Source organism: Pectobacterium sp. 1950-15, from assembly GCF_037136835.1.
In the GTDB taxonomy this organism is placed as follows: domain Bacteria; phylum Pseudomonadota; class Gammaproteobacteria; order Enterobacterales; family Enterobacteriaceae; genus Pectobacterium.
The window spans coordinates 86,833-98,361 of the sequence record NZ_JBBBQR010000001.1; the positions used below are offsets into that span (position 1 = coordinate 86,833).

11 protein-coding genes are annotated in these 11,529 nt (G+C 53.9%); 7 read left to right on the top strand and 4 right to left on the bottom strand.

All coding sequences use genetic code 11. From position 1 onward, the window contains the following. Window positions 1–6 precede the first annotated feature (6 nt). The 4 genes from WCT94_RS00310 (at window position 7) to WCT94_RS00325 (ending at window position 2,683) form a co-directional block, all read left to right on the top strand. Window positions 7–561, top strand: coding sequence for a SiaB family protein kinase (locus tag WCT94_RS00310; RefSeq protein ID WP_012773669.1), 555 nt, complete (start codon window positions 7–9; stop codon window positions 559–561). A 1-nt stretch (window position 562) separates the two neighbouring features. Beyond that, entirely contained in the window at window positions 563–1,015 is a 453-nt protein-coding gene (locus WCT94_RS00315) for a DUF1987 domain-containing protein (RefSeq protein WP_336867170.1), read from the top strand. Continuing rightward, window positions 1,002–1,709, top strand: a complete 708-nt coding sequence (locus WCT94_RS00320; RefSeq protein WP_336867171.1) for a GGDEF domain-containing protein — start codon at window positions 1,002–1,004, stop codon at window positions 1,707–1,709. The genes WCT94_RS00315 and WCT94_RS00320 overlap by 14 nt, the downstream gene beginning before the upstream one ends. An 80-nt stretch (window positions 1,710–1,789) precedes the next feature. Beyond that, window positions 1,790–2,683, top strand: a complete 894-nt coding sequence (locus tag WCT94_RS00325; RefSeq protein ID WP_336867174.1) for a LysR family transcriptional regulator — start codon at window positions 1,790–1,792, stop codon at window positions 2,681–2,683. Here the strand turns inward: WCT94_RS00325 and WCT94_RS00330 are convergent. The 4 genes from WCT94_RS00330 to WCT94_RS00345 form a co-directional block, all read right to left on the bottom strand. Then, the gene (locus tag WCT94_RS00330) at window positions 2,680–3,405 is read right to left on the bottom strand and encodes a sulfite exporter TauE/SafE family protein (protein WP_336867176.1); all 726 of its coding nucleotides are present in this window, start codon (window positions 3,403–3,405) and stop codon (window positions 2,680–2,682) included. The genes WCT94_RS00325 and WCT94_RS00330 overlap by 4 nt on opposite strands. Window positions 3,406–3,986: 581 nt before the next feature. Beyond that, on the bottom strand, window positions 3,987–5,072 hold the full coding sequence (gene mltB, locus WCT94_RS00335; protein WP_336867178.1) for a lytic murein transglycosylase B: 1,086 nt from the start codon (window positions 5,070–5,072) through the stop codon (window positions 3,987–3,989). Window positions 5,073–5,208: 136 nt separating this feature from the next. After that, a complete protein-coding gene (locus tag WCT94_RS00340) occupies window positions 5,209–5,550 on the bottom strand; it encodes a zinc ribbon domain-containing protein YjdM (RefSeq protein WP_010285776.1) in 342 nt (113 codons plus the stop codon). A gap of 120 nt (window positions 5,551–5,670) precedes the next feature. Continuing rightward, window positions 5,671–7,293, bottom strand: coding sequence for an EAL domain-containing protein (locus WCT94_RS00345; protein ID WP_336867180.1), 1,623 nt, complete (start codon window positions 7,291–7,293; stop codon window positions 5,671–5,673). A gap of 313 nt (window positions 7,294–7,606) precedes the next feature. Between WCT94_RS00345 and fecI the strand changes: the two genes are divergently transcribed. The 3 genes from fecI (at window position 7,607) to fecA (ending at window position 11,522) form a co-directional block, all read left to right on the top strand. Then, complete coding sequence (gene fecI / locus WCT94_RS00350) at window positions 7,607–8,128, top strand: ferric citrate uptake sigma factor FecI (RefSeq protein ID WP_336867647.1); 522 nt, start codon at window positions 7,607–7,609, stop codon at window positions 8,126–8,128. Further along, entirely contained in the window at window positions 8,125–9,081 is a 957-nt protein-coding gene (fecR, locus tag WCT94_RS00355; protein ID WP_336867182.1) for a ferric citrate uptake sigma factor regulator FecR, read from the top strand. Before fecI ends, fecR begins: the two co-directional genes overlap by 4 nt. A 92-nt stretch (window positions 9,082–9,173) precedes the next feature. Further along, the gene (gene fecA / locus WCT94_RS00360; protein WP_336867184.1) at window positions 9,174–11,522 is read left to right on the top strand and encodes a TonB-dependent Fe(3+) dicitrate receptor FecA; all 2,349 of its coding nucleotides are present in this window, start codon (window positions 9,174–9,176) and stop codon (window positions 11,520–11,522) included. Window positions 11,523–11,529: the final 7 nt, after the last annotated feature.

Here is an 11,529-nt window from a genome sequence, read left to right on the forward strand (position 1 = left end):
GGCAGAATGATGCCAAACATCAAATACACTGAATTTTTTTCGCCCTCACACCAGCATGACATCACGCTGTATTACGTGGGCTATTTTTCACAAAACATCATCAGTTCACTGGCTGAAACCATGCGGCTACAGCTGGAGAAAAAGCAGCTTCCTGCCGGTATCCGCCGTCGACTGTTCTCTACCTTCGTCGAAATGGTGCAGAACATTACCCGCTATTCCGCCGCCCCGCTAACGGCGCTCGATCAGCCCGTCGAGGTTCGGCATGGCTCCGTCTGTCTGGGTTACGAAAATGGCAAATACTTCCTGCTATGCGCTAACCCGATACACCCCGACGATGTCGAGACGCTGCGGGGACGCCTTGAGCCACTGCGCGGTATGACGCTTGATGAAATCCGGCTCGCGTACAAGGCCTCTCTGCGTGATGAAACCCCGTCATCAAGCAAAGGCGCGGATATGGGGTTGCTAACCGTCGCGCGTGATGCCAGTGAGCCACTCCAGTTTACGTTTCGGGCCGACGCATCAACGGGGCTATCTACGTTTTATCTGAAGGCAATCATTTGACATGAAAAATATAACAACCTTAAGCAACCTCCATATTTCGGGGACATCCTGTACCCCGGCCGTTGATTTTCACTTTGACACACACCGTCTTTATCTTTCCGGCGAATCTTATCCTGAGAATGCTGCGGCGTTTTACCGTCCGCTGCTTACAGAGATTGAGGCGTATCTGCTCGCGTTAACGACCTATGCGGAAACGATGCCACCGGATGAGGCACTGCCGAGCATCGAGATTCACGTCTCCCTGATTTACTTCAACAGTTCCAGTACCAAGATGCTGTTCAGTTTATTCAACCTGCTTAATCAGGCGGCGGAACGGTCGCTATCGATTGCCCTGTATTGGTATTACGACAAAGACGACGACATTGCGGAAGAATTTGGTGAAGAACTGCACATCGACTTCCCTGCCCTGACCTTTCACAGCACGATTTTGAGTGATAACCATGAGCACAATTGAATTGTTTACACCGGAATACGACATTCTGCTCGCCGCGCGCAACATCGCTAACCAGCAGGAAAGGCCAGCCGAAGTCTATCGCGACACGCTGCTGGCGTTAACCGACCACTACCAGCGGCTGGTACGAGAATCGCACCGCCTGATTTCACGCAGCGATCGGGCGGAGAAGGAGCTGAACCGCGTGAACGCCCAGCTCAATCAACTGGCGGTCGAACTGGAATACAAGGCTAGCCACGATCCGCTGACCAGCGTGTATAACCGTGGCGCGATTATTGAACGCATCAATCACGCGCTGGAACGCAATCAGGCGGCGCTCATCGTGCTGGATATCGATCACTTCAAACTGGTGAACGATACCTACGGTCACCCTACTGGCGACGCCGTCATTTGCGATCTGGTATCGCGCGTGCAGAACGTGCTGAATACCACAAGCAGCATTGGCCGTGTTGGCGGTGAAGAGTTCACCATTCTGCTGGAAGGACATACGCTGATGCAGGCCGTCTCGCTCGCCAGCCGCCTTCATCAGGATCTCAACAGAATGCCGCTCAGCGTCCTGCCGCAACAGCGCGTTACCGCCAGCTTTGGCGTCAGTTGGGCACCGCAGAAAACCCGTTTCGATGCGCTCTATAGCGCAGCGGATGCCGCGCTCTATCAGGCCAAGGAAAAAGGCAGAAATAGAGTGGAATTTCAGTAAGTCGCGTGCCGGGCGATTGCCGTCGCCCTGACTCACGATCATAATAGTGGGTATCGGCTTCTCCGAGACAGATTCCCGCTATGCGATTCGATTTAACCGATCTCCGGCTGTTTCTCAATATTCAGAAAGCAGGCAGCATTACCGGTGGCGCAGGAGCGTCCAGTCTGACCGTCCAGGCCGCCAGCGAACGTATCCGCGGTATGGAAGAGGAACTTGGCGTACCGCTGCTGTTGCGGTCAAAGGCGGGCGTTTCGCTCACCGACGCGGGATTTTCACTCGCACACCATGCCCACATCATCCTGCGTCAGGTAGAACATATGCGCAGTGAATTACACCAATACAGCAAGGGGCTGCGCGGTCATATTCCGCTGCTGTGCAACTCTGCGGCGCTGAATGAATATTTACCCGCCCTGCTGGGTCGCTATCTGGTGGTCTGTCCGCAAATATCCGTATCGGTGAATGAAAAACTCAGCCGCGACATCGTCAACGCTATCCGCAATCAAACCGCCGATCTCGGCATTGTGGCCGATTCTGTTTCGCTCGACGGGCTGGAAACGCGCCCGTTCCGTCAGGACGAACTGGTGGCTGTGGTTCCCCGCGCCAGTATCTGGTCTGACGCCTCGCAGCTTACCTTTTCCGATATTGCCGACGCCGAATTTATCGGGCTTAGCGAAGGCGCGGCGTTACAGGAGCACATCGACGAGTACGCCAAAAGGCTGGGGAAACGCCTGAATTACCGCGTGCGCCTTGCCAGTTTCGACGCGGTTACTCAGGTGATTCACAGCGGTATCGGCATTGGCATTCTTCCACGCCATGCAGCACAACGCATGATAGAGCGACTGGACATCCGTACGATCCCGCTCGCAGACGATTGGGCGACACGTAATCTGGTTGTCTGCGCCCGCCAGTTTTCCACGCTGCCCGGTTACGTTCAGGATTTCGTGGCGTTTATTACGGCAGAGAACGCCGCTTAAAGCAGCCCGCGCATGGCCATGTATCCACCCAGCGCCATCAGCCCGATGAAGAAACAGCGCCGGAAAACCTGCTCGCTAATCGCGTGGCGCAGGCGTTGCCCCATCATCATGCCCAGTAACGCGGGAATCAGCGCCAGCATCGACTGCCAGAGATCGATGCCCTGTAGCCCGATTCCCTGCATTAGCTGTAGCGCCAGCCCCAGCGTGGAGACGGTAAATGCCAGCCCCAGTGCCTGTACCAGATCGTTTTTATTGAGTCGCAGGCATTGCAGGTAAGGTACGGCGGGGATCACGAAGACGCCCGTTGCCGCCGTAATAGCACCGGTGATGTAACCCACCAGCGGCGACAGCCAGATTTCATGACGGCCAGGCTGCGGCAAGGTGGTCGCTAGAATCCCCCACAGGCCGTAAACCACCAAAATGCCGCCGAGCGCCGCGCTCGTCCATGACGATGACGAGGTCAGCGTCGGCAGGCCATTCCAGAGTGTCCCAATAATAATCCCGGCAAACAGCGTCCAGAACCGCTGAATCAGGCTCATAAAGGCGGGGCCGCAGGCAAGCTGCCAGATGTTGGTCACCAGTGACGGAACAATCAACAGCCCCGCCGCGCTGGCAGCGGGCATCACCAGCGTTAACAAGCCCATGGCGATTGTCGGTAACCCCAGACCAATCACGCCTTTCACCACGCCAGCCAGCAGGAACACCACCATCATCGTCGTCATTCATCGCCTCAGTTTGCAACGTCATAGGAAGACCCTATGCGTGAATAGTCCAATGAGACGGCTGTTGGTGTCGATGCGGATTGTATTGAGGATGATTCAGGGAAAATTGGAGGTAGAGGGAGGATTGATATTCTCGAGGGCTCTCGCTGTCACATGTTTATGCAGGCTCAGAGACCGTTTCGTGCGCAACAATAGCGCTATTCTCATGCTACTTCGTCGCACGCGCCCGACGCAGGGCGCTCAGTCGCCGCCGCCCTGCGAACCCTGGCTTCCGGCTAAATTATGTCGCTGCGCGATGCCATCGGTGTTCATGACCGCTAATCGAGCCACCAGTGACGCGTTTACTCGCCCCATAAATGGGGCTCGCCCTTCGGGTCAGCACAAGTGCTGTTCAAAAACGTCTATGACGTTTTTGTCCGACGCGGCACTGGCTTTCGCGGCATCCATGCCGCTCACTCGGCGGTCACGCTCACCGCTGCATAATTTCTTATGCCGGATAACGGCCAACCCCACTTATGTCCCTGCATTATGTAAGAGACAGACCCGGCGAATGGGGCTACCAACACCAAACAGCAGATATCTTAGTAACTCTGTCCTTGGCGCGCGCGGCCTACGGCCTCACCCAGTTGCCATACGGCCATCGCGTAGTGCGTGCTGTGGTTGTAGCGCGTGATGGTGTAGAAGTTGGGCAAGCCGTACCAGTATTGGTAACCCGTACCGATATCCAGCCGCAGCAGGCTGGCTTCACTGTATCCCGCCAGCGAATGCTGTGGCGTTAAGCCCGCGGCCTGGAGTTCAGTAAGCGAGTAACGGGTATTAAAACCATTCGCCAGCAGCGGCGCCTGACCATTTGCCTGCACCGCCACAGGAGCGCCCCTCACCCACCCGTGCGCTTTGAAATAATTGGCTACGCTACCAATCGCATCCACCGGATCCCACAGGTTGGTATGCCCGTTGCCGTCGAAATCCACGGCGTAATTCTTGAAGGATGACGGCATAAACTGTCCGTAGCCCATCGCCCCCGCGTAAGAGCCACGCAGGCTGAGCGGATCGTTGCCTTCTTTACGCGCCATCAGCAGGAACGTTTCCAGCTCACCCGCAAAGTAATCAGCACGTCTCGGGTAATCAAACGCCAGCGTTGCCAACGCATCGATGATGCGCGTTTTCCCCATCACTCTGCCCCAGCGGGTTTCGACACCAATAATGCCGACGATGATCTCAGGCGGAACACCGTAAATGTTTTGGGCGCGCTGTAACGCATCCTGATATTGATTCCAGAACGCCACGCCGTTCTGCACGTTGTCTGGCGTAATAAACTGATTACGGTAGCGGTTCCAGGCACCGTTCGGCCCTGAAGGCGGACGCGATGTCGGGGCTTGTTTATCCATCAGGCGGATTACCCAATCCAGGCTTTTCGCCTGAACCAGCACATCATGCAGTTGCTGGCGATTAAAGCCGTGTTCCAGCACCATTTTATCGACAAACCGCGCGGTCGCCGGGTTGGTCGCAAAATCGCCGCCTAACGGATGGACATTGTGTGCAGGTTCAAGCAGGAAACCGCCTTTAAAAGGATTACCTGAAGGTGCTTCTGCGGGGGGAGGAGCCGGCTGACTGCTACAAGCCGAGAGCAAAACAAGCAGAGGGAGAAAACGAACCAAATGACGCATCAGATATCCGTATAGCCAGGTAAGAAATCAATACCCGCTATGGTAAAGGATTGTCTGATGTGAAAAAACCAGCCAGAGGTGAAAAAGTGCCGCGCGCCGACCAGATGGCAGACCGGCGCACGCCATCACACCCGAATCAGTTTTTCTTCACAAACTCGGATTTCAGCTTCATCGGGCCGAAACCGTCGATTTTACAATCAATATTGTGATCGCCTTCCACCAGACGAATGCCCTTCACGCGGGTGCCGATTTTCAGCGGGGTCGAACTGCCTTTTACTTTCAGGTCTTTAATAACCGTGACCGTATCGCCATCTGCCAGCAGATTACCGTTGGCATCTTTTACCACTAAAACGTCATCCTGCGCCGCCGCATCGCCTGCTGCGGACCACTCATTTCCACATTCCGGGCAGTTAAGCATTTCGCCTTCCTGCCAGGTATATTCAGAACTGCATTTTGGACAATGAGGTAACTGTTGCATGATAAACTCCTGAAAAATTCACAATAAAAAAGTAATAAATATCATTAGTTAACTACCATATTTTCGATATTTTACCCTTTTATGCATATTTTTGATAGTGAAGCAGCGTTTATCGTGACTTTACTGCCCATCTGACATCACTTCGCCCCTTGCCGCCAGAAACGCTATCAAGGCTTCTTGCGTTAGCGCTTTGGAATACAGCCAGCCCTGCGCATAAGCGACGCCAAGGCTTTTCAGATAGGCTTCCTGAGCTGGTGTCTCAATTCCTTCGGCAACAATATGCAAATTCAGACAGTGCGCCATGCTGACAATATGGGACAGCACAATATCGGTCGGCGAATGGTCATTAATATTCCCAACAAAGGATTTGTCGATTTTAAGTTTATTGGCTTTTACCCGCTCAAGATACGACAGCCCGGAATACCCGGTGCCAAAATCATCAATGGCGACATCAACGCCTTTTTGTTGATACAGCTCCACCATCGGTGCCGCTTTCTGCGGTTCGATCATCGATGATTCGGTTAATTCGACATTAACATTAGCACCGTCGAGCTCGTATATGGCAACCTGCTCAACGAGATAATTGAAAACGTCAATATCTTCGAACTCCGCCGCTTCAAGATTGATAGAGACAAACATCTCAGGATAACGATGTCTCAGCACGCTGGCCGTTTGTAGCGCCTCATTGATAACGAAAAACGTTAAGTTTTTCATTAGCCCAACCTGACGAATCATGGGAATGAAAGAATCCGGCGTAATCAGGCGTCCATCCGAATGACGCCAGCGTATCAGCGCTTCACACCCCACGACCTGAGTGGTATCCAGTTTAATAATCGGCTGATAATGTAATTCAAACTCTTTTTTCCTCAGCGCCTGATTGAGAACATAGCGCGGGCTTTGAATGACCAAGAATTTTTTGGTGATAATCTCTGACAACAGCAGGGAAGTCAGCATAAAAATGGGAAAAACAGAGAAAAAAATCGTTAGGTAAAATGAAAATTTCGCGGGTTTATCCGCTCTGACCACCAAAGTCAGATCGCTATCCGGTAGGGGTTTCAGGACATAATATTTATCGTCAATATAAAATCTATCGGGGTTATTGCCCCCAGAAGTCAAACGAGAATAAATATGACTGCTCATCGAGTCCGACAGAATAACCCGACCGTCCAGCTTATTTTTCTCCAGCAATGCATATTGGATATTATAGCTGTAGGACGGAACATCCAGAAATGAACGAGGATTCAACACCACAAGATGACGCGTGGTACCAACATAAATCATCGGCTTATTTTTATTCAGCGGACTTTCAATTTTATACCAGATGTCATAAATATCTTTATAACGAAAATCGGGTTCCGGAAGAAACATCGTATTAATGTCACTCAGCATCGAAGAACAGCGAGGCCGATTCCCATCGATATAGACCACATCCTGGATATAATCATTGTCGTAAGCAATTTTACGCAATAAATCCAGATGCGGATTATCACAATAAGGTGGGTAGTTTTTTTCTAAAACATCAAGTGCAGTGGTAGCCTGCAGCATGATTTTCCCAGCATGTTCAACCGTAACGTTAGAAAAATCATCCACTTCCCCTTCAAACTGCCTGAGCGAAAACGTCGAATAAGCTGTAAGCACTAACGCAAAAAGCGCAACCAGAGTAAAAAACAGGCCGGAGGATAATAAGAAAAAACTTTTCTTAAAATAGAGCGTTTGAAAATAGGCTAGCAGGCTTTTTTTCATAGGAGCGACGCATCATTATTATGAAGAATCCAACATAGCACACAACCCTCCCCCACAATGTATCGATATCTCAAATAATTCTGATTTTAAGACCTCGGTAACCGTCGGGTTCCGCAGCGCCTCTCAGGCAAAGGCAACATCGCTATTTGCTTTTCAATTCGCCTTCCTATTTACCTTAGAAAACAGCCAGTTGCTTTCTATCACTTTTTTCTTATCACTATCTCGCTGTGATTTAATTGTAATGAGAACCATTATCATATTAACATAATGCCCTATTCTTGACCGCCGATACGCTTTGCTATTTCTGACCATGATGTCTGACCACGCCACCCGCTCTGCAGAACTGACGCTCGAATCGCTCTATGGTTCGCATCACGGCTGGCTGAAGCGCTGGCTAACGAGCAAGCTCCACTCCTCTTTTGATGCCGATGATATTGCTCAGGATACCTTCCTGCGCGTGATGAACGGCGAGTCGCTGACCGCAATCCGCGATCCAAAATCCTTTCTGTGTACCGTAGCCAAACGCGTGATGGTCGATCTTTTCCGCCGCAAGGCGCTGGAAAAAGCCTATCTCGAGATGCTGGCGCAGTTGCCGGAGGCGCTGGCGCCCTCCCCGGAAAACCAGCAACAGCAACTTGAGACGCTCCAATTGGTGGATCTCATGCTCGATGGCCTGAGCCACAAAGCACGGCAGGCGTTTTTGCTTTCCCAGCTTGATGGCATGGCCTACGGTGAGATTGCCACGCGGCTGAATGTGTCCGTCAGCTCAGTCAAAAAGTACGTTGCCAAGGCCACCGAGCATTGCCTGCTGTTTCGTCTGGAGCACGGTCTATGAGTATTCCGCTGACCGATGCCCAGCGTCAGGCCCTGCGCTCCGCTTCACACTGGTATGCGGTACTGAGCGGCGAACGCGTCAGCCCGCAGCAAACCGAGAAATGGCAGCAGTGGTATGAGCAAAATCGGGATCACCAGTGGGCCTGGCTACAGGTAGAAAACCTGCGCAGCCAGATGAGCGTCGTGCCCGGCAACGTCGCCCACCGCGCCCTTCAGGATACCCAGCTCACTCGCCGCCGCGTGATGAAAGGCCTGCTGCTGCTGTTGGGCGTTGGCGGCGGATGGCAGCTTTGGCGTTCCGACACCGGAACGGGTCTGCGCGCCGATTACGCCACGGCGAAAGGCACAATCCGCCAGCAGCGTCTGGAAGACGGGACGCTGCTCTCGCTAAACACCGATAGCGCCGTCGATGTTCGCTTCGATCCGCAGCAACGGCGCATTCATCTCTGGTATGGCGAAATCGCCATTACCACCGGACAAGATGCCAACAATCGCCCTTTCTACGTGCAGACGCGGCAGGGGCAACTGACCGCACTGGGCACTGAATTTACGGTACGTCAGGAGGCAGACAGCACGGTACTGAGCGTACAACAACATGCGGTGAAAGTCGTACTGGCAGGGGCTCCTGGCCAAGCACGCATCGTACGTCAGGGCGAAAGCCTGCGCTTCAGCGCGCGCGAGTTGGGTGAAACCCAATCCGCAGAGGAAGAAGACAGCAACTGGGCGCGGGGTATCCTCAGTTTCAGCAATAAACCGCTCGGCGAGGTGATAGCGACGCTATCGCGTTATCGTCACGGCGTGCTGCGCTGTAGCCCAGAGGTCGCCACGCTGCGCTTAAGCGGCACCTTCCCGTTAAAAAATACCGATACGGTGTTGCAGGTCATAGAGAAAACACTTCCTGTTAAAATTCAGTATATTACTCGCTACTGGGTCAACATCCTTCCCGCAAAATAAACGATAACGAAAAAAATTATCATTCTTGATTGTCCTTTTGCTCCCTCTCGTTCGACTTAGCTATAGAGAACAAAAATGATGATGGAGATGTTATGACGCTTTTACGCGCCTTTCGTAAAGCAACCCCGTTAGCCATGGCGATACAGCTTAGCCTGCTGTCGACAGTCGGTATCAAGACAGGGATGGCTCACGCGGCAGTTGCACCCGCCACCGCACGCTACGATATTGCGGCTGGCGATTTAGACAAAGCACTCAACCACTATGCCGCCCGTAGCGGGATTACGCTGTCGGTCGATGCCAGCCTGACGCAGGGCAAACGCAGCAACGGGCTGCACGGCGACTACACCGTTGATGGCGGTCTGAAAGCCCTGCTTGCGGGTAGCGGTCTGCAACTGAAAGCGCTGGGCGATAACGCCTGGACGCTCGAACCGATCCCGGCGGCAGCGGAAGAAACGCTGACGGTCGTCGGCGACTGGCTGGGTGAAGCGCGTGAAAATGACGTCTTTGAACACGCAGGCGCACGCGATGTGATCCGTCGTGAGGACTTCGCCAAGACCGGCGCCACCACCATGCGCGATGTCTTAAACCGTATGCCGGGCGTATATGCGCCGGAAAATAACGGCACAGGCAGCCACGATCTGGCCATGAACTTTGGTATTCGCGGCCTCAGCCCACGTCTCGCCAGCCGTTCCACTGTACTGATGGACGGTATTCCGGTGCCGTTTGCCCCTTACGGTCAGCCGCAGCTCTCCCTCGCCCCTATTTCGCTTGGCAATATGGACGCCATTGATGTCGTACGCGGCGGCGGTGCCGTACGCTACGGGCCACAGAGCGTCGGTGGGGTCGTGAACTTTGTCACCCGGGCGATCCCGAAAGCGTTTGGCATAAGCGCTGGCGTAGAAGGCCAACACAGCCCGACCTCTTCACAGCACAACCCGAAAGAAACCCACAACCTGCTCATTGGCGGCACGGCGGATAACGGTTTTGGTTCAGCACTGCTCTATTCCGGCACGCGCGGCAGCGACTGGCGCGAGCACAGCGCGACGCGCATTGACGATGTCATGCTGAAAAGCCGCTACGCGCCAAACGAGGTGCACACCTTTAACAGCCTGCTGCAATATTACGATGGCAGCGCCGATATGCCGGGCGGCCTGTCGCGTGCCGATTACAATGCTGACCGCTGGCAGTCAACGCGCCCGTACGATCGCTTCTGGGGGCGTCGTCAGCTTGCCAGTTTAGGCTATCAATATCAGCCAGATCAGCAGCATAAGTTCAACATTCAGGGCTTCTATACGCGCACGCTGCGCAGCGGCTATCTGGAACAGAATTCGATCATCACCCTGTCGCCACGCGAATATTGGGTACGCGGCATCGAACCTCGCTACAGCCAAAGCTTTACCCTCGGCTCCTCCGCTCATGAAGTGGGCGTTGGCTACCGCTATGTCAGCGAATCTACTCATGAGGTGCGTTACTTCACCAGCACCGCCAGCAAGACGCTGCCAAATGCCAACAGCCCTATCGACCGCGAAACCCGCGCGGGCACAGAGGCGCACGCCTGGTACATCGACGACCGCGTTGATATCGGCAACTGGACGATTACGCCGGGAATGCGTGTCGAGCACATCAAATCTCACCAGGACAACACGCTGAAAGGCACGGGCGAAGCGGTCAGCTACAACGCCCCGCTGCCAGCGCTGAATGTGCTCTACCACGTTAACGACAGCTGGAATCTTTATGCAAACACCGAAGGATCATTCGGCACCGTACAGTACAGCCGAATTGGCAAGGCTGCTCAAAGCGGCAAAGTGGAGCCAGAAAAAGCGCGCACCTGGGAAGTCGGTTCCCGCTACGACGACGGCGCGCTGACGGCAGAAATGGGCGTTTTTCTGGTTAACTTCAATAACCAGTATGACTCCAATCAGACCAACAACACCGTCACCACGCGCGGAAAAACCCGCCATTCCGGGCTGGAAACGCAGGCGCGCTACCGCCTCGCCGAACTGTCGCCTCGCCTGGAAGCGGTGTCGGTTTATGCACGCTATGCCTACGTGAATGCGGAAATTCGTGAAGCAGGCGACACCTACGGTAATCAGGTGCCCTTCTCTTCAAAACACCGGGGAGGATTCGGCGTCGATTACCAGCCGGGCAACTGGACGTTCAACCTGAACAGCGAGTTTCAGTCCAGCCAGTTCGCCGATAACGCCAACACCGTTGCCGAAAGCGCCGATGGCAGCGCCGGACGACTCCCCGGCTTTATGCTGTGGGGCGCACGCGCCGCCTACGATTTCGGCCCGCGGTTCTCTGACCTCAATCTGGCCTTTGGTGTGAAGAACCTGTTCGACCACGATTACTACACGCGCTCGAACAGCGATGACAACAACAAAGGAATTTATGCCGGCCAGCCCCGCACCTTCTACATGCAGGGCTCACTGAAATTCTGATCGCCAC

What these genes read in the sequence shown, in the direction of transcription:
- WCT94_RS00310 (WP_012773669.1), top strand. Translation starts at nt 7, where the DNA reads ATGATGCCAAACATCAAATACACTGAATTTTTTTCGCCCTCACACCAG.
- WCT94_RS00315 (WP_336867170.1), top strand. Translation starts at nt 563, where the DNA reads ATGAAAAATATAACAACCTTAAGCAACCTCCATATTTCGGGGACATCC.
- WCT94_RS00320 (WP_336867171.1), top strand. Translation starts at nt 1,002, where the DNA reads ATGAGCACAATTGAATTGTTTACACCGGAATACGACATTCTGCTCGCC.
- WCT94_RS00325 (WP_336867174.1), top strand. Translation starts at nt 1,790, where the DNA reads ATGCGATTCGATTTAACCGATCTCCGGCTGTTTCTCAATATTCAGAAA.
- WCT94_RS00330 (WP_336867176.1), bottom strand. Translation starts at nt 3,405, where the DNA reads ATGACGACGATGATGGTGGTGTTCCTGCTGGCTGGCGTGGTGAAAGGC.
- mltB (WP_336867178.1), bottom strand. Translation starts at nt 5,072, where the DNA reads ATGCGTCATTTGGTTCGTTTTCTCCCTCTGCTTGTTTTGCTCTCGGCT.
- WCT94_RS00340 (WP_010285776.1), bottom strand. Translation starts at nt 5,550, where the DNA reads ATGCAACAGTTACCTCATTGTCCAAAATGCAGTTCTGAATATACCTGG.
- WCT94_RS00345 (WP_336867180.1), bottom strand. Translation starts at nt 7,293, where the DNA reads ATGAAAAAAAGCCTGCTAGCCTATTTTCAAACGCTCTATTTTAAGAAA.
- fecI (WP_336867647.1), top strand. Translation starts at nt 7,607, where the DNA reads ATGTCTGACCACGCCACCCGCTCTGCAGAACTGACGCTCGAATCGCTC.
- fecR (WP_336867182.1), top strand. Translation starts at nt 8,125, where the DNA reads ATGAGTATTCCGCTGACCGATGCCCAGCGTCAGGCCCTGCGCTCCGCT.
- fecA (WP_336867184.1), top strand. Translation starts at nt 9,174, where the DNA reads ATGACGCTTTTACGCGCCTTTCGTAAAGCAACCCCGTTAGCCATGGCG.